This window comes from Thalassospira sp. ABD4_177 (assembly GCF_056160125.1).
On the sequence record NZ_JBSWWO010000001.1, the window covers coordinates 2,677,786 to 2,700,967 of the forward strand.

The following is a 23,182-nucleotide window of genomic DNA, read 5'->3' on the forward strand; positions in this document are numbered from 1 at the left end:
CCCCGACCGGCGGCTTCTTTTATCTTTATGCCTTTGCGGTTTCCTGCCCGGCGACATAGCCCCGCCACATCAATAGCAACGCCACAACCAGCACCGGAAGAACGCCATAGTTCACCGGAACCCAGCCAGCACCAGCAATCAGCGCCCCACTCGCAATAGACGCCAACGTGGCCGTAAGGCTGTTCCCAAGCTCCATAAGGCTTTGGGCGTGCCCACGTTCGGAAACGTCATGCCCCTCGCCCAGCAATGTTGTGCCGGCCAGCAGCATCATGTTCCAGCCAAACCCAAGCAGGAATGAACTGATCAGAAAGGCGGAAACCGAAATCCCCGAAACTGCAAACGCCACGCTTGCCATCAAAACCAAGGCCCCCGTCGATGCCACCCGGCGCGGCCCGATCCGGTCGATCAATGGCCCTGCAACAAAGGCGGGCAAGAACATCCCGATCAAGTGCCAACGGATAACGTTTGCAGAGACATCAACGTCATAACCGCAATATTTCATGGCAAGCGGTGTCGCTGTCATGACCAGCACCATGATCCCCTGCCCGGCGGCACTGACGGCAATCGCCCCACTAATGACCGGACGCCTGAGCAGTTTCGCCATGACCGTCCGACTTGATCCAGTGCGTACTGGAATGCCGCCATCAGGCAACATCGTCATCAGGATCGCCCCAATCACCGCCAAACCGGCCAATGCGACATAGGCCCCGGCAAATGGAACCGGCAACATATCGCGGCTGGCAGCGGCAACTTCCGGTGCGATCAGTGCGGCCAACACACCCCCGCCGAGGACGAGTGCCGCTGCTCGGCCTTTTTGAGATGGACCGACTGTTTCCAGTGCGACGTAGCGATAATATGCGGCTGAGGCCTGATAGGTACCAATCAGCGCCGGCGCAAGTGCAACGATCCAGAACACCCCGACATAAATCCCATAGGCCACCAGAAGGCCACCAACGACACCAAACAGTGCCCCGACAGTGAGCCCGACACGCCGCCCGTGACGCTGCATCAACATGGCAAGCGGATGGACAGAAACCAGATTTCCGATCATGAGAACGCCAAGTGGTAACGTCGCCAGTGCCGGTGTCGGCGCAAGCGAGACACCAACAATCGATGTCAGGGTGATCCCGATCAATGAACAGGACCAATATAGTGCCTGGGCGACAAAAAGCAGACGCACAGGTCCATTGGTCAGCAACAACATGTTCCCAACTCCCAATTCGTAAACTGTGATGAAAAATGACTGTCTTCAGACCCCTGTCAGGTCGTCGCCATCAATGACTTGCGAGCAAAGCGTTCCGCATATTCCTGTGGACTGACAGACAGATGACGTTGAAACGCCCGGCGCAGCGTTTCCGGATGACGAAACCCGCAAAGTTCCGCGACCTGCCCGATTGCCAGCGCCTCGTCCTGCAACAGGGCACGGGCAGCCTCGACCCGAACGCGTTCGACATAGCGCGCCGGGCTCATGCCAAGATCGCGGGTGAAAACGCGTGAAAAGGTCCGTGGTGTCATGCCGGCGCGCTCGGCAAGCTTTTCAAGCGACAAGTCATTGGCAATATTGCCCGGCAGCCATTCAAGCAAGCTGGTCAGACGCGCCGTGGTGCCGGTTTCCGGGATCAGATAGGCACTGAATTGCGCCTGCCCACCCGGACGCTTGAGAAACATCACCAGCCTGCGCGCCACGGACAAGGCCAGGTTCCGGCCAAAGTCGGCCTCAATGATCGCCAGCGCCAGATCTATCCCCGCCGTCACACCGGCCGATGTAAAAACATGCGGATCACCATCCAGCCCCGCCGGGTCATAGCTATGCAATCGATCGCCCATCATCTGAATGGCCGGGTATTCCCGCGCCATTTGATCACAGCGCGACCAATGCGTGGTTGCCATCTTGCCATCAAGCACCCCGGCTTCCGCGAGAATAAGCGCACCAGAACAAATCGACCCCAGTCGCGGCACAATGGTGCTTGCCCTGCGGACCCATTCGACAATTTCGGCATTGTCGCGGATTGACCACACACCCGTGCCGCCCGGGATGAACAATGTGTCGATCCCGCTAAGATCAAGGTCACGCCATCCGATATCGGCACAGATCCGCACACCACATGACGTGTGCACCGGTCCGCTTTCTTCCGCGACAACGAGCCCTTCGTAACCCGTTGGTCGCCCCAACGCGGCCAACTCATCATTTGCCGAGCCAAACACCTGAAGCGGGCCAATGACGTCAAGGCTCATGACGCCCTCAAAGGCGTAGCAGGCGATTTTTCTTGGGGTTTTGGCTGGGTTCAACATCACGGCATCTCCTTGTCACAGATACAGGATGCCGGATATTCAAACTGGCAACAATGACAAACACCCCACGAATTTTGCCAACTGGCATTCGTGGGGTGTTCAAATCAATCAACTATCAAAGAAGGTTTTCGGTTCAGAACCCGCTTCGCTGCAGCAAGGCATAAAAGTCACGTATTGTGCCTTCCTTGGTCGTCATATCCTTGATGTCATCGACCAGCTTGTCAGTAAAGTTGGGTTGTTTGAGGTACCCAACCACCCTTTTTCGGGCCATGGCCGCGGATTTGCCTTCAATCAACACGCCGCTGGAACAGAACTGCACAAGCATATAGGCGCGCTTGCGCAGATGGAGCGACGGGTTATCGATCCGTTCAATCACCTTTTCACGCACAAGATACTCGGCAAGGCCATCGTCAAGCTTGGCCCCGATCTCCGTCTTCTGTTCTTCCGGAACATTGGAAGAGGCCAGCAGGTCATTCATGTGTTTGACCGTGGCCATCTTGTCGCGCGGCTTGGAGTCCGGATCGCAGAATGCCCGCAATGCCCGCATGTCCTTAACCGCATCGCGCATCATGTCGTAAAGCTCATCGGCGAAGTCTTCGACAATGCCACTGTTGGCAACCGCGATAAGCCAGGTCAGTTTGCGGAAATTCGGGATCAGGCGACCATTGATTTCGCTGACACCCTCAATCAGGGCGCGCGGGCCACCGACATTGCGCAGGCGTGCCCCACGTTCGGCAATCGCTTCGACCATCGGAGTGCCGTAAACAACGCCCTGCTCGGTGATCAGGCGATCAAGAATCCCTTCAAGCGGATCCGGGTCGCTTTCATGACGCTGCAGGTTGTTTGCACTTTTGAGCTCGCGCACGATGTAATCAAACATCGCTTCCTGGCTATTCGCCAGAAGGCCTGAACCAAACAGTGGGTTTAAAAGTTCAAGAATATCATCAGCGGCACCGCGATTACCCTTGGCCCGGCCAAGCGCCAGATCAATATGCAATGTAACCGCTTCGCCAAAGCTGCGCGAACTGCCAAGCAGCTCTTTCAGCGCGACCGGTGATCCGAGAATATCGGCAATCACATCATCGATCATCTTGCGCGCGGCTTCGTCTTTCTCGTCGCCCTTAACCTTAAGCGCCAGATCAAGCTTGCCAACCCAGTTGCGGGTCGATGACAGCACGCGCGTCAGCGCAACCATGGTCAGGAAGTCAGTATCTTCGGCAAGGTTCAGGCGACGGATTTCGTCGCGAACTTCGGTGATGGTGGCATCCTCGAAGGCCGGCAGGTCGACTTTTTCCACTTCTCGGGCGCGCGCAGAAAGCTGCTCGATCGCGCCATGAAGGTTGTTCATCGCCTCGATATGATCACCCTCGGTCGCCTTGGCATGCAGCCCGGCAACCTTGTCGACCGCAGTCGGCATCAGGGTGTCATGGAACATCAGCTTGCGGAGGTTCTGGTAATTATACATTACCTCGCAAGGTGTCAGAATTTCCTGTTCGAAATACTTGCGCAGCAACCGGTTGATGGTCGCGCGGCTTTCTTTCTGCAAAAGATCGTTGTCAGTCTCGCACAAAGGGGCTTCATCAATGGACGACACGCGCACGTCATCATCCTGATCCTCGCCTGCACCTTCTTTTTCGAGAAGTACCTTTTCGATATGACGACCGTCGCCGCGTTCCCAGTTACGAATAACGCGCACGGCAGAGATCTTGGTTTTCACAAGCTTTTCAGCTTCTGTAACCGCTTCCTTCTCGACATCGAATGTCGAGTGGATTATCCAGCGATCCCCACGCTGGACCATAACTTCAAATGTCGTATCCGACATAACGCGCTCTGGCTCCCTAACTTCCTGTTTGGGCGGCATGTGTCTGCCGTATAACTAGTCAGGCGCGTGTCCCAAATTTTATATTTATTCTTCTTTATTAAGCCAATCGGCATATTAAAACAATAGTTGGATGCACTTCAGCTATATACTTTCGGTTATTTCTTTAGTTTTTTCTCAATTTCCATCACTTTTGCGATTGAATTGCAAACACAATTCAACTGAACATAATGCGCGCAATCCTGTTGCGGTCATATTCAGGGAATCCGCGTCGCAATTTCACCGGTCAAATCGGCAAGCAGACTACTCATGGCGATCACCGTGCCCTCAATGGTCGGCGCATTGGGCGCACTTACTTTGTTGTATTTGGCAGCGGCGACGATCTTGCCACTTTGGAACTGAACGAGTTTCCAACGCGCTGTCAGATTGACATTACCATCTGCCTGGCGCTCGAACCGGTCGATATCGACAACGATCTGCCATTCGACCATATCGCGGGAATTCCATGGGAAGACCTCCAGCCGCGATGCGACACCGGTTCGGTCAAGGTTATCCATCAGAACACGATTGATGTTCTCCCCCAGCGGTTCGGCCCAGCGATAACCGGAATTGACCTCTGGTCGGTTGGCAGCACTTCGCGTGACAATGGTCGATCGATCCAGATAGCTTGGAATGCTGACGGGCCCGACTCCGATCACGCGCGTTGCACCAGACGAAGATGCGGGCTGTGCCATCGGCGACAGCAAATAGTATTGATCCGGGACGGACGGCGATGCGCAGGCGACCAACATCGTCGCTATCAGAAGCAACATGTATCGCGAGATCATTTTTTGAAGGGTCTGTCGCATCATTCATCCTCCTCCGGGCCACTTCTGCCAAGGATCAGGGCACTGGGGTTCTGTTCAAGAAAATCGGTCAATTCACGCAAGGAACGCGCCGTGGCACCAAGCTCTTTAAGCGCCTGCTCCAGATTATAGCGCACCGGCGACGTCGGTGCGGTTACATCGCGTACTCCGCCCAGGGCCTCACGCGCGGCATCAAGTGCGGTCTGGGTCGCCGGCAGGACGCTGGCATCAAGATTGGTGACAAGTGTGCTGATCCCGGCTGCGGCCTGTTGCAGGCTGACCATGCCGTCATTCAGTGCCGGTGAGGTCACGATATTCTCCATGCCCTCAACAGTGCCCAGCAGACGAATACCGATCTCTTCAATCGGGAAAGTTTCAACCTTTTCCAGAAGACTGGTGAGCGAATTGGCGATCTCGTCAAGCTTCTGCGGCAATGTTGGTAATTCGGGCAGATCGCCCTGCTCATTGCCAAGATAGCGCGCCGGGGTCACCGGATGCATCGACAGATCAACAAACAACTGGCCAGTGATAAAGCTTCCGGTCTTAAGGCGTGCGCGCAGGCCATTATCAATCAGGGTTTCAATGGTTTCCTGCGGATCAACGTCGCCGAGACGACCACCGACAATACTGACGCGCTCGGGCTCAAGGGTGACTTCCACAGGCACGCGGAAACTATGTTCTTGCACGACATATTCCAGATCAACGCTCTCGACCGTGCCGACACGAATGCCATTGAATTCCACCGGCGCGTCCCGCGAAAGTCCGCGCACCGATGAATCGAAATAAAGCACATAGCGCTGGCTATATCCTTCGGCCAGCAATTCTGCCTTTTCACGGTTTTCATACAGTCGAAATACCGTGTCGGCTTCGGCCATATCATCATCTATATGGGCTTCGGGGGTAAAGAAATTAATCCCGCCCGCCAGAACCGAGCGGACCGATTGCGCCCGAACTGCAAAGCCACCGGCATTCAAATCCAGTTCAATGCCGCTTGAATTCCAAAACCGCGTATTCCGTTTGATCAGCGCATCAAACGGTTTACGTACAAAGACAGAGATCGAAACTGCAGAAGCACTTGCATCAAGTTCGGTATCAATAACCTCCCCCACTTCGATACCGCGCAACAGGATCGGTGCTCCTTCGTCAAGTGAACCGACCTCCTGTGCCGTCAGGACAAAGCGCGTACCCTCTTCTTCATGGGGGATAAAATGGGGTTCTTCGTCGCCGACAAATTTGCGAACCCGTTCACCTGACTTGTCGGGCGCCACTTCGATATAGGCGCCGCTGACAATCGTTTCCAAACCACTAATGCCACGGGCACTAACGCGTGGACGTACCACCCAAAACCGCGTCTTATCTGTTAAGTATTCCTTGAAATCCGCATTGATGCGGATGGTCAGGCGCACATTTTCAAGATCTTCATCAAGGGTTATTGCGCTAACCTGCCCGACATCAACGTCGCGATACCGCACTGCTGTTTTTCCTGCGGTCAAACCTTCGGCATTTTCAAAAATCACAGTAATCTCGGGGCCTTTTGAGACGATATCACGCCACAACAGCCACCCGCCAACAATCAAGGCCACCAGTGGCACAAGCCAGATGATCGAAAAACGGCCCCAGCCTTTTTTGACGTCGGGTTTTTCCGGATGTTGTTCCGGTTTGGAATTATTCACGTCACTCATGACGGGACCCCCTGTTTTTCAACGCGGTCTTGTTTTGATTTTCTGCCACCCGACACAGCCACCCTGCCCGATTGCATTCCGGCCCGATCCCAAATCAGGCGTGGATCGAATGCCATGGCCGATAACATGGTCAGGATGACCACCCCGCAAAACGCCACGGCCCCGAAGCCCGGTTGGACCGTTGCGATATTGCCAAGCTTCACCAGGGCAGCAAGGATCGAGACCATAAATACATCGACCATCGACCATCGGCCGACAAGTTCGGTAACGCGGTAGATCAGGGTCCGTTCCCGAAGTGGCCCGGACAGGCCCAGTGCGGTTGCCAAATACACCCAGCCCAGCAACACGATTTTTACAATCGGCACCAGAATGCTGGCCGTAAAGACCACGATCGCTATCGGCCATTCCCCGGCATTAATCAGGGCAGTGACGCCTGAAAGGATTGTATCGGCTTCGCCCCGGCCAAGATAGGTCACGGTCATGATCGGAAACACATTGGCTGGCACATACAAAATCACCGCGGCCAACAACAACGCCCAAGCCCGCGACAAGCTTCTTGGTTTACGTAAATGCACCAGATCACCGCAACGCGGACAGCGAACATCTTCGCGCCCGTTGCCCAGAACAACCATCGCGCAGGTATGGCAGGTCAAAAGTGGTTCTTTCTGACGATCCGGACCTTGCGCACTATCAAGGTCATCAGATGTCGGATATCGCAGGGCGGCTGGCGCCAATCTTCGCCAGACATAGCGTGGATCCAGAGTGACATTCATCAGAAGTACAGTCGGGATCAGGCAGCAAATGGCAAAGAATGCCGGTCCGGCAATGACCTCGGCAAAATCGGTAAGCTTGGTCAACGCCACCAGCAATCCGATCAGGAAAACATCAAGCATCGACCATGGCCGGATCATCGCAAGAATGCGCCAGACCCGTTGCATGCCGGGCACCTGTTTATTCAGCGTAATCGGAAGCAAAACATAGATATGCGCAAGGATCAGTCCCAACGGCGCAAGCATCGATGTCACCGCAACCATGACGGCCAGAAACGGAAACCCTTCACGCCAGAAGGTCACAACACCACTGCCCAGTGTGTTGCTTTCAACCCGCCCTTCCATGGCAAAGGTCAAAACCGGATAGCTATTGGCAATCAGGAACAAAAGAAACGCCGTAATGGCCAGCGCCAAGGGCTTGTCAAAACGTGCCTGCACCGCACTATAAAGCGGCGAACCACATCGCACGCAATATGCGACACTGCCCGCCGGGATGTCCTCCTCGACATGGAGATAGTCGCAATGTTCACAGGCGATCAGTCGATGAGACATTGTTTTCCTGTTTTTACAATCCGTTACCCGGACTGGTTCGCTTATCAAAGTAAGCGACACTTTTGCCGACAAGTCAAATTGCGCCGCTTCGGGCGCATGAATGTCGGTGGCAAATAAGACGAAACAATGTTCAGAAAAGTCTGATTTTACATGCGGATTTCAGGCAGATGGCGGCGTGCCTCGGCGAGGACGATTTCGTTGACCTGATCAAGCAGGCGGCTGTTGATGGTTTTATGATGCCAGTAAAGAGGACGATCAATCTCGAACGGACATGGGCGCACCAGCTTTCCTGCGCGCAATCCTGCCTCCGCCTGATGTTGCTCAACCACGGCATAGGCCACGCCCTGCTCTGCCAGGGTCACGAACCCTTGTGAGCTTGGCACCGTATGGGCCGGAAATTCGCCGGGGTTGAGCCCGAAATACAGATAAAGAAACTGGTTTTGCAGTTCATCATGTTCGGAAAAATTCACCGCTGGACAGGCCCGCAAGGCATCCGCGGTGACCCCGTCCTTGAAATAGCGTTCCTGAAAGTCCGGCGAGACCACCATGAAATAGCGCATGAAGCCAAGCGAACGCACCCGACACCCTTGAATGGGGGTATCGCGCAGGCTGACCGCACCAACCACGTTGCCTTCCTGCAAGGATTGATGATTAAGCGATTCATCATCGACCACCAGATGGACAAGCAGGCCCAGCTTTTCAAACAGGCGCTTGGGCACATCGACAAACCAGGTCGCAAGACTATCGGCATTGACCGCCAAGGTTACCTGACCGAAACCGCTTTCGGGCTGCACCTCTGGCAATTCTCTGCCCAGATCTTGCTCGAGCAGGCGAACGCTTTGATAATGCGCAAGCAATCGCTGCCCGGCCGCGGTCGCAGCAATCGGTTTGGCGCGGACAATAAGCGGCTGCCCCAACCGTTCCTCAAGCAGTTTGACACGCTGAGAAATTGCCGACTGCGTCAGCCCCAACGCACGCGCCGCCTTTTCGAAACTGCCGAAATGGATAACCTCGGCACAGGCCTGAACCAGTTTGTAATCAAGCATGAGATATCATCATTTTTTCTAATGAATGATAAGTATAATTCGATTTTCTTAAATCTGAAAGCTGCTATCTACGACGCATCAACACACAAAGGACCGTCGAAGAATGCTTCTAACTTATCTCACCGGATTTGGCCTTGGCGGCGGATTGATCATCGCGATTGGCGCCCAGAACGCCTTTGTTCTTGGTCAAGGATTGCGGCGCAACCATCCGGTGATGGTGGCCTTCGTCTGTGCATTATGTGATGCGGTTTTGATTGCAGCCGGCGTTGCCGGGCTTGGAACGCTGATTGCCGCCTACCCGCTGCTGACAACGATTGCGGCCTGGGGTGGCGGCGCGTTTCTGATCTGGTACGGGTTTGGCGCACTCAAACGTTTGTTTGAGACCGAAACACTGTCAGAAGAAGCAATCTCAAAGACCGGTTGGAAGGCGGTTCTTGGCACCACGCTTGCTGTCACGCTTTTAAACCCGCATGTGTATCTTGATACCGTTGTCATGCTGGGCGGTATTGGCGGGCAATATCCGGCCGGTGAACGGTTTGGCTTTGCGCTGGGTGCCATGAGTGCCAGTTTTGTCTGGTTCTTTGCCATTGCGCTGGGGGCCGCGTGGCTTGCCCCCTATGTCGCCCGCCCGGTCACCTGGAAGATCATTGATGGCCTGACATGCGCTGTGATGTGGCTGGTGGCCTACAGCCTGCTGGCGCCAGAAATCCGAGCCCTTATGGCAGGTTAGCTGTTGGGAGCAGCAACAAACGCCTACTCGCCCATCGCCTCCTTGAAATGGCGGCGGCAAACCGGGACATAGCGGTCATTGCCACCGATTTCGACCTGTGCGCCTTCGCGGACCGGGTTTCCGTTTTCATCAACCCGTAGCACCATGCCGGCCTTGCGTCCGCAATGGCAGATGGTTTTAAGCTCATTAAGCTTGTCCGCCCAGGCCAAAAGCCATTTGGAGCCTTCAAAAAGCTGCCCTTGGAAGTCGGTCCGGATGCCATAGCACAGCACAGGGATGCCATGGATATCGGCAATATCGGAAAGCTGCCAGACCTGCTCTTTTGACAGGAACTGTGCCTCGTCAATCAAGACGCAATCGACTTTACCCTTTTCGACCTGCTCAAGGATCAGCGCGCACATATCGGTTTTGGCATCAAACAGCAATGCCGGGGCTTCGAGGCCAATACGTGAGGCAATCTTGCCTTCGCCAAAGCGGTCATCAAACGCCACTGTCATCAGCAACGTTTCCATGCCGCGTTCACGGTAATTGAAGCTCGCCTGCAGCAGCGTCGTCGATTTCCCTGCATTCATCGACGAGTAATAGAAAAACAGATTGGCCATGGGTCCCCCGATCAAGTCAGAACGGAAATACCCGATCATTCACGATTGATCAATACAGCGCAGCCGCTGTCAGCCATCATTTCGCGAAATATCAATATCGCGCATTTCGTTACGCATGAATTCCAGCAGCGACTGGATCTTTGCACTGCGCGTGACCCCTGCGGCGAAAACGGCATAGATCTTCAAATCCGGAAGACGGCAATCCGGCAAAACCCAAACAAGCCTGCCATCCCTGATTTCATTCTGAACATCACAAAACGGCACGACCGAAAGCCCATGCCCGCCCCGCATGAACTGTAATCGCGCTGTCGCGTTGTCGACCCGGACATTGCCTTTGACCCTAACTTTCTTTTCCGCGCCGTCACACATCAAGGTCAGGGTTTCAGGCACGCGGCTATACATGACCCAGTCATGGGACGCCAGCGCATCAACCGTTTCAGGGGCTCCTACCCGATCCAGATATGTTTGGCTCGCACAGATAATCCGCCGCGTTTGATAAAGCTTGAAACTCTTAAGGTCGGAGTTTTTAAGCGGGCCCGACCGGATACCTATATCAATGCCCATGCCGATCAGATCGACAACCTCGTCACTTAAATGCACATCAATTGCCACGTCCGGATATGTCTGCCGGAAGCGATCCAGAATGGGCACGATACGCAAATTCCCCAGATGGACCGAAGACGTGATTGAAATTTTGCCGACAGGCTCGTCACGCAACTCCTCGACCCGTTTACGGGCTGCTTCGGCTTCAAGCGTGATGGTCCGGCAACTATCGTAATAGCGGGCACCTGCATCGGTCAGGCTGAAGGTGCGTGTGCTTCGGCGCAGTAACGGCACACCCAGTTTGGCTTCAAGCTGCCGGATTTGATGGGATATGGCAGCACGGCTTAGCCCCATCTTGCGGGCTGCGGCAGAAAACCCGCCTTCATCAACCACGCGGGCAAAGACCATCATGGCCCGGACTTCATCAAGTGCTGACATTCTTAATGCTCAAATATTTCGACAATCTGTTTAATTATTCACTCTAACGCAAATTTAGTAAGCCGGATACCATCAGCGCAAATGAAATCCACGCACGGAGGAACTGATGCGTATTCTGATGATTGTTACCTCGCACGACAAAATGGGTGATACCGGCCACAAGACGGGTATCTGGCTCGAAGAGTTTGCCGCCCCCTATTACCTCTTCCTGGATGCCGGTGCCGAGATCACCCTTGCCTCCCCCAAGGGCGGGCAGCCGCCGCTTGACCCCAACAGTCAGGTGCCGGATGCCCTGACCGATGCGACCAAGCGTTTTGAAAACGATGCCGATGCACAGGCGGCATTTGCCACCACCGTCACGCTTGATGGCCTCAAGGCCGATGACTTTGATGCCCTGTTCTATCCGGGTGGTCATGGCCCGCTTTGGGACCTTGCGACGGATGCCAAATCGATTGCCCTGATCGAAGCCTTCACCGCACAGGACAAACCGGTTGCGGCAGTCTGCCACGGCCCGGCGGCACTGGTTGACGCCAAGGGCACAGATGGCAAACCGCTGGTGTCGGGGAAGAAAGTCACCTGCTTCACCAATGACGAAGAAAAGGCCGTCGGGCTTGAAAACGTTGTTCCGATCTCGATCGAAGACGAATTCAAAAAGCATGGCGGCCTGTTTGAACGTGGCGAAGACTGGGCGTCCTATGCGGTTGTGGATGGCAAACTCGTCACCGGTCAGAACCCGGCATCCAGCGAAGAAACCGCTGATGCTGTTCTGAAACTGCTTTCTGCGTAAATCGCTGGACCTTCCAGCGACTGGAAGGCGTATGTTCATGCCATAAAAACGAATCTTATGGAGATGAAACATGCGCCTGAAAGTCGAAAACATGAGCTGTGGTCACTGCGCAAACGCAGTGACCAAGGCATCCCAAAATGTCCCTGGCGTAGAAGATGCCAAGGTGTACCTTGAAGCCGGGGAACCGGCTGTATCGGGTGTGCCCGACCAAGCAGCCCTGATTGCTGCCATCGAAAAGGCGGGCTACCCGGCACAGGTGATCGAAGGTTAGATTTCAAATCCTCACACAAAAAAAAGCCGCCCGGTTGGGCGGCTTTTTCTTTGGTCTGATGATTACGATCAGCCGAGGATTTTATCGCGCAGAAGCTTGTTGACCATACCCGGGTTGGCCTTGCCACCCGTGGCCTTCATGACCTGACCGACGAACCAGCCAAGCATTTTCTCCTTGCCGCCTTTGATTTCCTCGACCTTGTCGGGGTTGGCAGCAATGACTTCATCAATCGCGGTTTCAATCGCACCGGTATCGGTGATCTGCTTGAGACCTTTTTCCTCAACGATCTTTTCGGGATCGTCGCCGGTTTCGATCATGATTTCAAAGACATCCTTGGCGATACGGCCAGAAATGGTGTCGTTCGAGATCAGATCGATCAGCTTACCAAGGTTATCGGCCGTGACCGGGCTGTCGGCAATACCGACTTCTGCCTTGTTCAGCGCCCCGAACAGGTTGGTGATCACCCAATTCGCGGCCAGTTTGCCATCACGGCCCTTGGCAACGACTTCGTAGTAATCCGCCTTTTCCTTTTCGGCGACAAGCACACCGGCATCATAAGCCGACAGACCGTTTTCACGCATGAAGCGGGCCTTTTTCTCGTCGGGCAGTTCCGGCAGTTCCTTTTCGATTTCCGAAACGAACGCGTCGTCAAAGACCAGCGGCAGCAAATCCGGATCCGGGAAATAGCGATAGTCATGTGCCATTTCCTTGGAACGCATTGAGCGGGTTTCGCCCAGACGCTGATCATAAAGACGGGTTTCCTGCTGGATTTCGCCGCCGCCTTCGATCACTTCGATCTGGCGTTTTGCTTCGATCTCGATCGCCTGCATCACGAAACGGATGGAGTTGACGTTCTTGATCTCGCAACGCGTGCCGAAACCTTCGCCGGGACGACGAACAGAAACGTTGGCATCACACCGCATGGAGCCTTCGTTCATGTTGCCATCACAGGTACCCAGATAGCGCACAATCGCGCGCAGCTTGGTCAGATAGGCACCGGCTTCTTCCGGTGAACGGATGTCTGGCATGGAAACAATTTCCATCAGCGCAACACCCGAACGGTTCAGGTCGATATGCGAATATTTCGGGTCCTGATCGTGCATCGATTTACCTGCATCCTGTTCAAGATGCAGGCGTTCAATGCCAACCGACTTGGTCGAGCCATCAGGCATATCCAGAATGATCGTGCCTTCACCGACAATCGGCTTGTCAAACTGCGAAATCTGATAGCCCTGCGGCAGATCGGCATAGAAATAGTTTTTGCGGGCAAAAACGCTTTCCTGGTTGATCTTTGCCTTAAGGCCCAGACCGGTTTTCACAGCCTGGCGCACGCATTCTGCGTTCACCACCGGAAGCATGCCCGGCATAGCTGCATCAACAAGGCTGACATTGCTGTTCGGCTCGTTACCGAACTTGGTCGATGCCCCTGAAAACAGCTTGGACTTGGAAATCACCTGACAGTGGACTTCCAGACCGACAACGATTTCCCACGGGCCGGTTGAACCTTCAAGAATATAGCTCATGGATCAGCCCTCCTGCCCGGCAGGTTTTGCGGTGAAGTTGGCCGCACTTTCAAGTACGCCACCAACACGCAGAACGGTTTCTTCATCAAACGGCTTACCAATCAGCTGCAGACCAAGCGGCAGTCCCCCGGCCGAAAGACCAGTCGGCACAGAAAGACCCGGAAGACCCGCAAGGCTTGCCGGAACGGTAAAGACGTCATTGAGATACATCTTGACCGGATCGTCTTCATTTTCGCCAATTGCGAATGCCGCAGACGGTGCTGTCGGCGTCAGGATTGCATCGACCTGTCCGAACGCAGCTTCGAAATCCTGATAGATACGACGACGGACCTTGAGCGCCTTGTTGTAATAGGCGTCATAGTAACCGGCCGAAAGCACATAGGTACCAATCATGATGCGGCGCTGGACTTCCTTGCCGAAACCGGCTGCCCGCGACTTCATGTACATATCATCAAGGCTGTCGCCTTCGTCCATGACACGCTGGCCATAACGCAGGCCGTCATAACGCGCAAGGTTCGAGGATGCTTCTGCCGGGGCAACAATGTAATAAGTCCCCAGTGCATATTTAGTATGCGGCAAGGTCACATCGACAACTTCGGCACCGGCATCACGCAGCATGGCAACCCCATCGTCCCAAAGCTTGCTGATTTCCGCAGGAATACCATCGACGCGATATTCCTTTGGAATACCGATTTTCATGCCGCGAATATCGCCGGTCAATGCCGCTTCGAAATCAGGAACAGCAACCGGGGCCGACGTGCTGTCCTTGGCATCGTGACCGGCCATCGAACCCAGCATGATAGCAGCATCACGCACGGTTTTGGTCATCGGGCCAGCCTGATCGAGCGAGCTTGCAAAGGCAACAATGCCCCAACGCGAGCAACGGCCATAGGTCGGCTTCAGACCAACAATACCGCAATAGGATGCCGGCTGACGGATCGAGCCACCGGTATCGGTACCGGTCGCGGCAAGCGCCAGGTCGGCCGCAACGGCTGCTGCCGAACCACCAGACGATCCACCCGGAACCAGATCCTTGCCGGATTTGTCTTTCCACGGGTTGACCACATTGCCGTAATAGGAGGACGTGTTGGACGAGCCCATTGCGAATTCATCAAGATTCGCCTTACCCAGCATCACAGCGCCATTGCCAAACAGGCTGGTGGTGACGGTGGATTCATATTCCGGTTTGAAACCTTCGAGGATGTGCGATGCGGCTGTCGTCTGAACACCTTCGGTGCAGAACAGGTCTTTGACCGCAATCGGCAGGCCTTCCATCTTGCCAGCACTGCCCTTGGCGCGCTTGGCATCGGATGCCTTGGCCATTTCCATGGCCTTTTCCGGGGTTTCGGTGATGTACGCGTTCAGATTGCGATGCGCGTCCATCGATTTCAGGTGTGCTTCGGTCAGCTCGACCGAGGTATAATCACCCTTTGCAAGCCCGTCACGGGCTTCTGCAAGTGTCAGCTTTGTCAGATCAGTCATTATTCAACCACCTTGGGCACAACAAAACAGCCAGCATCGATCATCGGTGCGTTTGACAGCACTTTTTGCTGGATATTGCCATCGGTGACTTCGTCCTTGCGCAGCGGCAGGGTCAGATCGGCAACAGATGTCAGCGGCTCGCAGCCTTCAACATCGACTTCTTGCAGTTCCTCGACGAAATCGAGGATACGGGTCAGATCTCCCGCCAGTTCGGAAAGGCCTTCTTCGGACACGTTGATACGCGACAGATAGGCGATACGGCGAACTGTTTCCTTATCCAAAGACGACATGGATGAAAGTCTCTCTTAAGGAATGACAAAAACCCGGCAGACAGAACTCTGCCAGAACGTGAATTACAGCGCGGAAACTAGCACCCCGCCGCCCCTGCCGCAAGGGTTGGTAACAACGAAGAGCGCCCGTTGTCGGGCTGTCTGGCAGATAAAACTCTCGGTCCTGAAAATATCACCTGCCGTGATCGGATCGAGGCATATGAAAACAAACAGGCCGGCAACATAAAGGCTGCCGGCCTGTTTCATGTTTTCACACTACCCCGGATGTCCGGGACAGAATGCATGTTCGGCTTAGCCAGGGCTCATGCCACGCAGACGTTCGGAGCGACGACGCAGCAGTTCCACGGTCAGAAGCAACAGGATCGAGACCGACACAAGTATGGTCGCGGCTGCCAGAATGGTCGGGGAAATCTGCTCACGCAGGCCGGTATACATCTGCCACGGCAACGTCTGCTGACGGGCAGAACCGACAAACAGAACAACAACCACTTCGTCAAACGAGGTGATGAAGGCGAACAGACCGCCTGAAATCACACCCGGCAGGATCAGTGGCATCTGAACCTTGAAGAAGGTGGTAACCGGGTTTGCACCCATGTTTGCTGCCGCACGGGTCAGGGACTTGTCAAAGCCGACAAGCGTTGCCGTCACCGTGATAATCACGAACGGAATACCCAGAACGGCGTGCGCCAGGATCACCTTCACATAGCCGACAAAGGCCTGGTTGAGCCCCAGTTGGAGTTCAAGCCAGTTACCGAGCGGCGCGTAGAAGAAGAACATACCCGTCGCCGAAATGATCAGCGGCACGATCATCGGTGAAATCAGAACCGCCATCATCGCCTGACGGCCCGGGACGTGCGACTGGCTAAGACCGATCGCCGCAAGCGTACCCAGCGAAACCGAAATCAGCGTCGCAATCGGTGCAATGATCAACGAGTTCTTGAGCGGCACCATCCATTCGTCGGTACCGAGGAAATCGCGATAATGCTTGAGGCTATAACCCTCTGCCTTGAAACTCAGCATTTCAGGCGTGAAGGTAAAGAAGTTCTCGGCATTGAAGCTGAGCCAGATCACCGGCAGAAGCGGTGCGATCAGGAAGAAGAACACAAACGCACAGATGAACATGAACGTGTTGTGCCAAAGAACCTGACCCGGCGTGTAATAGATCGGAACACCGGCACGGTATTTGCCGCTGCCGACCCAGTTTGCAAACCAGCCCATCGAAATGCCGACGATAAAGCCGCCAAACAGGCCACCAAGACCACCGAAAATCAAGCCAACCGCACCGAAAACCACGCCAGTTGCGAGCGTTTTCTGTTTGCTTTTGACCTTGATGATTTTCGAGAAGACAAAGGCCAGTACCGCCCCGACTGCAGCACCAATGATAAACCCGGTCCATGGGCTACCAAAGATGTTGCCGGTCACGAAGCCGAACATCGCGCCCAACACAGCCACAAGCGGCATGGTGAAGGACATCAATTCAGGCCGTTTCGTATAAGAGATTACTTCATTCATGGCCTTAGCCCCCCAACTTCACGTTATCGATGCCCACAATCTTGTCGTAGCACCAGTACAGGCCAAGAACGACGACGAGAAGAATGGACCCGAGTGCGGCCGCAAGGCCCCAGTTGAGCGAGCTGGAAATGTGATAGGCAATTCGGTTGGAGATGAAGACACCATCCGTACCACCAACAATTTCCGGCGTGATGTAGTAACCGATCGCAAGAATGAACACGAGGATCGAACCGGCACCAATGCCCGGCACCGACTGAGGGAAATAGACGCGCCAGAAGGCAGTCCAGTTCGTCGCACCAAGTGACTTGGCCGCGCGCTGATAGCTTGGCGGAATGGTTTTCATCACAGAATAGAGCGGCAAGATCATGAAGGGCAGCAGGATGTGGGTCATCGCAATCACCGTACCTGTTGCGTTGTTCATCAGGATCAGACGATCCGCATCATTGACAAATCCAAGCCAGACAAGGATTTCGTTGATCACCCCTTGCTGCTGCAAAAGCACCTTCCAGGCTGACGTACGCACCAGAAGCGACGTCCAGAACGGCAGAAGAACCAGGATCATCAGGATGCTTGCCGTGCGCATCGGCAGGTTGGCCAGAAGCCATGCCACCGGATAACCAAGCACAATGCAGCTGGCGGTAATGATCAGCGCCATGATCAGCGTACGCGTAAACAGCGTCGTGTAGATCTGCTGGTTGTCAGGCTTTGACTCAATTCCGTCCGGCGTCAGGGTCATATCCACCGAGTTCAGGAAGTAACCCGGTGTCAGGCTCGGAGAATAGAGCTTGATCATGGACCAGACTTCGGCAGAACCCCAATCTTCGTCTTCTTCGACAAAGGCTTGACGGAAACCAAATTGCGGCAGCTGATCAATATTGGCAGCCGCGGCCTGCAGGGCGCTTGCACCCGGCCCGCCATAGCTATTGATTGCCGACACGGTCTCCGGACGAGTCAAATCCATGCCAAGAGCGCCATAAACGGACTCCCACGGATCTTCTTCAGAAACCGTGTCCTCGTCCATAATGGCGGCCCAAATCGCGAAATCAGTATAGGCTTTTGCGGTCCATGGCAGCATTTCGACAATGTCTGCGGACGGCACGAAGCCAACATCACCGCTCATGTCTTCGTCAGACATAAGCGCCAGCATTTCGCGGCGCTGATCAAGGAATCCTTGGCCACCGGTTCCAGACATCATCTCGAACCAGAAGGAACCTTCTTCAAAGGCGGGATCAATGTCTTCAAGCGGGTCCTGCCAGAGTTCGCCCATATCATCAAGCGAACGACCGGTGGTCCGGAACAGCGATGATACGCCGGTTTGTTCGTAGTTCAGGCGCGTACCAAGGCGCGTATGCTGCTTTGCTTCCCCGGCTTTGAACAAATCGATGTAAAGATTGCGATAAACGTCTTCGTGCGGCGGTTGACCGGTGGAACCGTCCCATTCGGACAGTGCAACAACGGTGCCCGGAATCGTATTGGGCACGATATCGTTCTCAACCGACCGGAAAAGCATCGAGAGGATCGGTACGATAAAGGTCACCACCACAAAAATCAAAAGCGGTGCAACCAGCATGAGCGCGCGCATCTTTTGGCGCATCAATGCTCTTCGTAGACTTTGTTTTAGTGGTCTGCCATCAGCAGCTAACACTACTTCTTGTGATGTATCACCCATTACGCCCCCGTAAGCCTGCCCCGGTGTTTTCGGTCTGTTTTATCGACTGGCAATTTATTTATAGCGATCTTAGTCGGTAAAGGGGGCCGCGCACGGCCCCCTTCCCTTAGCTCTTATTGAGCGAGCCAAGCCTGGAACTTGGCATCGATGTCGTCACGGTAGTCAGCCCAGAACTCGTAGTTGTAGAGGAACGTGTTCTTGGCGTTGTCCGGATCGGTCGGCATGTGCGGAGCCATGTCGATACCGAGGTCTGCATGCTTACCAACAAGCGGTGCCGAGGAGAAACGAGCCGGGCCATACGAGATGTATTTAGCCTGGTCAGCAAGACGCTGGGTGTCGGTTGCGAACTTCACGAAGTCCAGAACGCGATTCAGGCGATCTTCCGGAAGACCTGCCGGAATGATCCATCCGTCAAGGTCGAAGACCTGTGCGTCCCAAAGCATGGAGATCGGCTGATCCTGTTCAACGATTGCGGAGAACAGACGACCGTTATAGGTCGAGCCCATAAAGACTTCGCCGTCAGCCAGAAGCTGCGGGGTATCTGCACCAGCACTCCACCAGATGACGCTGTCTTTGATGGTTGCCAGTTTGTCGAGAGCCTGCTGCTGGCCTTCTTCGGTTTCAAGAACGCTGTACACTTCGTCCTTGGCAACACCGTCACAGAGCAGAGCCCATTCCATGTTGTTGATCGGGCGTTTCTCAAGCGAACGCATGCCCGGATAGGTTTCGGTGTCGAACAGGGCACAGATGTCGGTCGGTGCCGAGGTTCCGTCCGGAACCATATCGTTACGATAACCGAAAGTGGTCGAGTAAACGATCTGCGGAATGAAGCAATCGCTTACGAGGAGATCACCGAAGTCATCTTCTGCAGAGGTGCCGTCCGGCGCTGCTGCAAGAACTTCGTCCGGATCGATTTCCATTGCAAGGCCTTCATCGCAAAGGCGCATTGCGTCAGCAGCAACAACGTCAACCAGATCCCAGGTTACGTTGTTTGCTTCGTTCATCGCACGCAGTTTTGCAACAGCTTCAGCGGAGCTTTCATCCCAAGTGATCGAAACACCCGAGTTGTTCTCCATGTAAGGCTCAGCATAAGCCTTGATCTGGCTGTTCTGGTATGCACCGCCCCAGCTGACGAGGGTCATGTCCGATGCCATATGGTCATCGGCATATGCCGCACCAGTTGCGACAACGAGCAGAGCTGTTGAAGCAGTGAGGGTTTTAATGAGTTGCATTAATAGACTCCCTGATTGTTTCCCGGACTATTCGTTGAGGACCAGCACCCGGGCGTGCAGGTCCTGTATCTGCCTGACTCAAAGATTAATTACGACGCGTCGAGCGCGCGGCAATCCTCTGCAAGCCAGCCGATTTCAATCTCTGTCCCCGGCGTCAGGCGAACCTGATCGGGTGCGTTCCTGGTTTTGATGATGAACTCATCATTTCCAGCCACACGCAAACGTGTACGGAATATATCACCCATATAGATGAATTCGAGCACCTCGGCCTTGAGCGTATGAGCATCTTCATGCAGACGATCACGGTTATATTCGACACGTTCAGGACGGATCGAAACACGCGTGCGTTCGCCAACTTCGCTCACATTGACCGGAACGGCATCGATGACTTCGCCACCATCAAGCTGAACAACACAGGTGTTGCCCTTGATTTCCTTGACGATGCCTTCGAGCGTATTGTTCTCACCGATAAACTGCGCAACAAAGCTGTTCTCGGGTGCTTCGTACAGTTTATCTGGCGGTGCAAGCTGCTGAATACGACCATCATCAAACACAGCGACGCGGTCTGACATGGTCAGTGCCTCGGTCTGGTCATGGGTCACGTAAACAGTGGTAATGCCAAGCTGATGGGCAAGGTGCGTAATTTCAAACTGCATCTTCTCACGAAGCTGCTTGTCGAGTGCGCCAAGCGGTTCATCCATCAGAACCAGTTCCGGCTCAAACACCAGTGCACGTGCCAACGCGACACGCTGCTGCTGACCACCGGAAAGCTGTGCCGGACGACGGCCGCCAAAGCTGCCCATTTCGACCATGTCGAGTGCGCGCTTGACCTTTTCTTCCTGTTCCGCCTTGCCCATTTTGCGGACTTCAAGCGGGAAAGCCAGGTTTTCGGCGATCGTCATGTGCGGGAAGAGTGCGTAGTTCTGGAAGACCATGCCGATACCACGCTTGTGCGGCGGGATATCGTTGATCGAAACGCCACCCAGACGAATATCGCCGTGAGTCGCAGTTTCAAAACCGGCAAGCATCATAAGGCAAGTTGTCTTTCCTGACCCTGACGGACCAAGCATCGTCAGGAACTCGCCCTTTGGCATGGTTAGGTTGAGATCTTTAACGACGAGTGACTCGCCGTCATAGCTTTTTTGTACACGTTCAAACTCAACGAACGCTTCATTCGATGCACCGTCGGCCAAACCCTATACCCCCTGATATGTCATTGTTTGTTCAGCGTTTTCGCTCTTGGTGATTATTCTATGCGGAAATCCACTGGAACCAATCCAGAATGACGGTTCCTGAACCCCATGGATAGAAGCATTGCGACACTACCATGTAACAGGTGCGCTGCGTCTGCCTGTTTTGTCTCTCTCAAGATGACCTGCATAAATGCGGTCAGTGTGCCTCGCCCTGCTTATTTCGATTTCGATTAATTTCTGCAGTGCGACATTAAAACAAACCTGCTATGGCACTTCAACCCCCCATAATTCATAAAGATTTTTCCGCTAGGAAATCCGCCATTCTTTGCGGTGTTTAGTATAAAATTCGCTTATGTGCGCAAATGAGCATGTTTTCTTCCATAAATCGGAAAACGATAGACTTGCTTTGCACTGGAAATTCCCGGCAAACACACCTATAAGGTCGCCATGATTTGTAATGATACTCAGGAAATGCTGCGGTTCTTGCCACCGGCAGCACGTGTTTTGGGCCTTGACCTTGGTACCAAGACAATTGGCGTTGCCCTGTCGGATGTCGGGCTTCAGATTGCTTCACCTTATGAACTGATCTCGCGCAAGAAGTTCACGCGAGACATCGCGCAGCTTTCTTCGATCATCGACAAGCAGAATGTCGGCGGCATCATTATCGGCTTCCCGCGCGAGCTTGACGGTACGATCGGCAAGGCCTGCCATCGCGTCTATGCGTTTGTCGATGAAATGGAAAAGTATATCGACCTGCCGGTTCTGATGTGGGACGAGCGCCTGTCGACCAACGCCGTCGAACGTATCCTGATCGACGAAGTCGACATGACCCGCAAACGTCGCGCTGAAGTCGTCGACAAGACCGCCGCTGCCTATATTCTGCAAGGGGCGCTGGACCATCTGAACCGCCATACGGATCCCGGCGAAAACGCCGAACCCGATGAAGACGATATCGAGGCTGACGAAAACTAATCCGGCCAGATGTCTTGGCAAAACAGTTCAAAGCTGCCTGTTTATTCAGGCAGCTTTTTTATTTGGTCCGTATCACCATCATCACGCCAAAGAATCGTGATGGCGGGAGAATAAGGGCATCCCCCTGCTCGATCGCGCCCATGGCAATGGCCGCGTCAGAGATCTTGGCAAGATCATCCACAATCAACTCAAACCCGGCAAATCCATCAGTCGGGAAAGCCGGATCTTCAATGCCAAAGCGCTCGACCAGCTCATCGCCATGCAAGGCATCGACGATCCCGTCGACTCCGATCTCGGCATAAAAGTCTCGCACGGCGTCCGCCGCCCAGTGGTCAATCACGACCTTGCCAATTCTGAGCGCCCCGTTCTCATGGCTCTGATAAGCCGGGAAATAGAAATTCTGGACCGGATGACGATGCTGGCAGACAAACGTCACCGCATGGCGCAGCAACGGGTGGTTCGCGTAGGCAAGCGAGAATGCTACGCCAACCGTGTCCCCTTCGGGCGTCTTTGCATCCCGTTCGAAGTGAAACACCGGCGGGACAGCTGCCCCTGCGGCCATGAACCTTTCGCGGTCCTGCTCGGCATCGTCGGACTGCAGGGCAAGCATCGACATACCTTCACGTTGGCGCAGATAATCACGATTATAGATCGGAAAGGAGAACGGCTGGGCAAGTTCGGTCTCGGCAATCTTGGCTGGATCAACGACGGAAAGAAGTTCGATATACATCCCGTCCAGCTGCACCAGCGCATTACCGGTTCCGAAGGGATGAACTGCACGCGGAGTCACTGTGAAGCCAAGCTTTGAATAAGCGGCGATAGCGGCATCAAGATCATTCACACATAAGACAATGTGATCAATCGCGCGTGTCATGGCGTCCCTTTCCTTGAATATTCAGCGACCTGGACGACTTTTGAGTGCAAGCAGTGTA

At 54.4% G+C, this 23,182-nt stretch carries 21 protein-coding genes; 4 read left to right on the top strand and 17 right to left on the bottom strand.

The features are described 5' to 3' along the window. Window positions 1-25: 25 nt before the first annotated feature. The 7 genes from ACXAF0_RS12315 to ACXAF0_RS12345 all read right to left on the bottom strand — a co-directional run bounded on the left by ACXAF0_RS12315 (window position 26) and on the right by ACXAF0_RS12345 (window position 9,006). Window positions 26-1,204: an MFS transporter gene (locus tag ACXAF0_RS12315; RefSeq protein WP_475346136.1), complete on the bottom strand. Its 1,179-nt coding sequence runs from the start codon at window positions 1,202-1,204 to the stop codon at window positions 26-28. 56 nt (window positions 1,205-1,260) lie between these two features. Then, complete coding sequence (locus tag ACXAF0_RS12320; protein WP_475346137.1) at window positions 1,261-2,292, bottom strand: GlxA family transcriptional regulator; 1,032 nt, start codon at window positions 2,290-2,292, stop codon at window positions 1,261-1,263. A gap of 133 nt (window positions 2,293-2,425) precedes the next feature. Then, window positions 2,426-4,114, bottom strand: coding sequence for a hypothetical protein (locus ACXAF0_RS12325; RefSeq protein ID WP_475346138.1), 1,689 nt, complete (start codon window positions 4,112-4,114; stop codon window positions 2,426-2,428). A gap of 254 nt (window positions 4,115-4,368) precedes the next feature. Beyond that, window positions 4,369-4,962, bottom strand: a complete 594-nt coding sequence (locus tag ACXAF0_RS12330) for a PqiC family protein (RefSeq protein ID WP_475346139.1) — start codon at window positions 4,960-4,962, stop codon at window positions 4,369-4,371. Further along, entirely contained in the window at window positions 4,959-6,638 is a 1,680-nt protein-coding gene (locus tag ACXAF0_RS12335; RefSeq protein WP_475346140.1) for a PqiB family protein, read from the bottom strand. The genes ACXAF0_RS12330 and ACXAF0_RS12335 overlap by 4 nt, the downstream gene beginning before the upstream one ends. After that, on the bottom strand, window positions 6,635-7,960 hold the full coding sequence (locus ACXAF0_RS12340; RefSeq protein ID WP_475346141.1) for a paraquat-inducible protein A: 1,326 nt from the start codon (window positions 7,958-7,960) through the stop codon (window positions 6,635-6,637). Before ACXAF0_RS12340 ends, ACXAF0_RS12335 begins: the two co-directional genes overlap by 4 nt. Before the next feature lie 146 nt (window positions 7,961-8,106). Then, the gene (locus ACXAF0_RS12345) at window positions 8,107-9,006 is read right to left on the bottom strand and encodes a LysR family transcriptional regulator ArgP (protein WP_475346142.1); all 900 of its coding nucleotides are present in this window, start codon (window positions 9,004-9,006) and stop codon (window positions 8,107-8,109) included. Between the two features lie 103 nt (window positions 9,007-9,109). Between ACXAF0_RS12345 and ACXAF0_RS12350 the strand changes: the two genes are divergently transcribed. After that, on the top strand, window positions 9,110-9,736 hold the full coding sequence (locus tag ACXAF0_RS12350) for a LysE/ArgO family amino acid transporter (RefSeq protein ID WP_475346143.1): 627 nt from the start codon (window positions 9,110-9,112) through the stop codon (window positions 9,734-9,736). Between the two features lie 23 nt (window positions 9,737-9,759). Here the strand turns inward: ACXAF0_RS12350 and ACXAF0_RS12355 are convergent, their stop codons facing one another. Next, a complete protein-coding gene (locus tag ACXAF0_RS12355; RefSeq protein ID WP_475346144.1) occupies window positions 9,760-10,338 on the bottom strand; it encodes a thymidine kinase in 579 nt (192 codons plus the stop codon). Window positions 10,339-10,407: 69 nt separating this feature from the next. Beyond that, window positions 10,408-11,319 carry a LysR family transcriptional regulator gene (locus ACXAF0_RS12360; RefSeq protein ID WP_475346145.1) on the bottom strand — a complete coding sequence of 304 codons (912 nt, stop codon included), beginning with the start codon at window positions 11,317-11,319 and terminating at the stop codon, window positions 10,408-10,410. Between the two features lie 106 nt (window positions 11,320-11,425). On the opposite strand from ACXAF0_RS12360, the gene ACXAF0_RS12365 reads away from it, so the two are divergent. Beyond that, on the top strand, window positions 11,426-12,106 hold the full coding sequence (locus ACXAF0_RS12365) for a type 1 glutamine amidotransferase domain-containing protein (protein ID WP_475346146.1): 681 nt from the start codon (window positions 11,426-11,428) through the stop codon (window positions 12,104-12,106). Between the two features lie 70 nt (window positions 12,107-12,176). Continuing rightward, window positions 12,177-12,377 (top strand): heavy-metal-associated domain-containing protein, encoded by a 201-nt coding sequence (locus ACXAF0_RS12370; RefSeq protein WP_475346147.1) that lies wholly within the window; start codon window positions 12,177-12,179, stop codon window positions 12,375-12,377. Between the two features lie 68 nt (window positions 12,378-12,445). Here the strand turns inward: ACXAF0_RS12370 and gatB are convergent, their stop codons facing one another. From gatB to ACXAF0_RS12405, 7 genes are all read right to left on the bottom strand, one after another. Then, a complete protein-coding gene (gatB, locus tag ACXAF0_RS12375; protein WP_475346148.1) occupies window positions 12,446-13,900 on the bottom strand; it encodes an Asp-tRNA(Asn)/Glu-tRNA(Gln) amidotransferase subunit GatB in 1,455 nt (484 codons plus the stop codon). Window positions 13,901-13,903: 3 nt separating this feature from the next. Further along, on the bottom strand, window positions 13,904-15,382 hold the full coding sequence (gene gatA / locus ACXAF0_RS12380; protein ID WP_475346149.1) for an Asp-tRNA(Asn)/Glu-tRNA(Gln) amidotransferase subunit GatA: 1,479 nt from the start codon (window positions 15,380-15,382) through the stop codon (window positions 13,904-13,906). Then, entirely contained in the window at window positions 15,382-15,672 is a 291-nt protein-coding gene (gatC, locus tag ACXAF0_RS12385; protein WP_475346150.1) for an Asp-tRNA(Asn)/Glu-tRNA(Gln) amidotransferase subunit GatC, read from the bottom strand. Before gatC ends, gatA begins: the two co-directional genes overlap by 1 nt. Window positions 15,673-15,963: 291 nt before the next feature. After that, complete coding sequence (locus tag ACXAF0_RS12390) at window positions 15,964-17,184, bottom strand: ABC transporter permease (protein ID WP_475346151.1); 1,221 nt, start codon at window positions 17,182-17,184, stop codon at window positions 15,964-15,966. A gap of 4 nt (window positions 17,185-17,188) precedes the next feature. After that, the gene (locus ACXAF0_RS12395; protein ID WP_475346152.1) at window positions 17,189-18,778 is read right to left on the bottom strand and encodes an ABC transporter permease; all 1,590 of its coding nucleotides are present in this window, start codon (window positions 18,776-18,778) and stop codon (window positions 17,189-17,191) included. A 188-nt stretch (window positions 18,779-18,966) separates the two neighbouring features. Beyond that, a complete protein-coding gene (locus ACXAF0_RS12400) occupies window positions 18,967-20,085 on the bottom strand; it encodes an extracellular solute-binding protein (protein WP_475346153.1) in 1,119 nt (372 codons plus the stop codon). An 89-nt stretch (window positions 20,086-20,174) separates the two neighbouring features. Next, entirely contained in the window at window positions 20,175-21,278 is a 1,104-nt protein-coding gene (locus ACXAF0_RS12405) for an ABC transporter ATP-binding protein (protein ID WP_475346154.1), read from the bottom strand. A gap of 447 nt (window positions 21,279-21,725) precedes the next feature. Here ACXAF0_RS12405 and ruvX point away from each other — a divergent pair, with 447 nt between their 5' ends. Then, entirely contained in the window at window positions 21,726-22,250 is a 525-nt protein-coding gene (ruvX, locus tag ACXAF0_RS12410; protein WP_475346155.1) for a Holliday junction resolvase RuvX, read from the top strand. 58 nt (window positions 22,251-22,308) lie between these two features. Here the strand turns inward: ruvX and ACXAF0_RS12415 are convergent, their stop codons facing one another. Next, a complete protein-coding gene (locus ACXAF0_RS12415; protein ID WP_475346156.1) occupies window positions 22,309-23,124 on the bottom strand; it encodes a VOC family protein in 816 nt (271 codons plus the stop codon). Window positions 23,125-23,182: the final 58 nt, after the last annotated feature.

Coding starts and splice junctions, on each gene's coding strand:
- ACXAF0_RS12315 (WP_475346136.1), bottom strand. CDS start 1,204: ATGTTGTTGCTGACCAATGGACCTGTGCGTCTGCTTTTTGTCGCCCAG.
- ACXAF0_RS12320 (WP_475346137.1), bottom strand. CDS start 2,292: ATGTTGAACCCAGCCAAAACCCCAAGAAAAATCGCCTGCTACGCCTTT.
- ACXAF0_RS12325 (WP_475346138.1), bottom strand. CDS start 4,114: ATGTCGGATACGACATTTGAAGTTATGGTCCAGCGTGGGGATCGCTGG.
- ACXAF0_RS12330 (WP_475346139.1), bottom strand. CDS start 4,962: ATGATGCGACAGACCCTTCAAAAAATGATCTCGCGATACATGTTGCTT.
- ACXAF0_RS12335 (WP_475346140.1), bottom strand. CDS start 6,638: ATGAGTGACGTGAATAATTCCAAACCGGAACAACATCCGGAAAAACCC.
- ACXAF0_RS12340 (WP_475346141.1), bottom strand. CDS start 7,960: ATGTCTCATCGACTGATCGCCTGTGAACATTGCGACTATCTCCATGTC.
- ACXAF0_RS12345 (WP_475346142.1), bottom strand. CDS start 9,006: ATGCTTGATTACAAACTGGTTCAGGCCTGTGCCGAGGTTATCCATTTC.
- ACXAF0_RS12350 (WP_475346143.1), top strand. CDS start 9,110: ATGCTTCTAACTTATCTCACCGGATTTGGCCTTGGCGGCGGATTGATC.
- ACXAF0_RS12355 (WP_475346144.1), bottom strand. CDS start 10,338: ATGGCCAATCTGTTTTTCTATTACTCGTCGATGAATGCAGGGAAATCG.
- ACXAF0_RS12360 (WP_475346145.1), bottom strand. CDS start 11,319: ATGTCAGCACTTGATGAAGTCCGGGCCATGATGGTCTTTGCCCGCGTG.
- ACXAF0_RS12365 (WP_475346146.1), top strand. CDS start 11,426: ATGCGTATTCTGATGATTGTTACCTCGCACGACAAAATGGGTGATACC.
- ACXAF0_RS12370 (WP_475346147.1), top strand. CDS start 12,177: ATGCGCCTGAAAGTCGAAAACATGAGCTGTGGTCACTGCGCAAACGCA.
- gatB (WP_475346148.1), bottom strand. CDS start 13,900: ATGAGCTATATTCTTGAAGGTTCAACCGGCCCGTGGGAAATCGTTGTC.
- gatA (WP_475346149.1), bottom strand. CDS start 15,382: ATGACTGATCTGACAAAGCTGACACTTGCAGAAGCCCGTGACGGGCTT.
- gatC (WP_475346150.1), bottom strand. CDS start 15,672: ATGTCGTCTTTGGATAAGGAAACAGTTCGCCGTATCGCCTATCTGTCG.
- ACXAF0_RS12390 (WP_475346151.1), bottom strand. CDS start 17,184: ATGAATGAAGTAATCTCTTATACGAAACGGCCTGAATTGATGTCCTTC.
- ACXAF0_RS12395 (WP_475346152.1), bottom strand. CDS start 18,778: ATGCGCCAAAAGATGCGCGCGCTCATGCTGGTTGCACCGCTTTTGATT.
- ACXAF0_RS12400 (WP_475346153.1), bottom strand. CDS start 20,085: ATGCAACTCATTAAAACCCTCACTGCTTCAACAGCTCTGCTCGTTGTC.
- ruvX (WP_475346155.1), top strand. CDS start 21,726: ATGATTTGTAATGATACTCAGGAAATGCTGCGGTTCTTGCCACCGGCA.
- ACXAF0_RS12415 (WP_475346156.1), bottom strand. CDS start 23,124: ATGACACGCGCGATTGATCACATTGTCTTATGTGTGAATGATCTTGAT.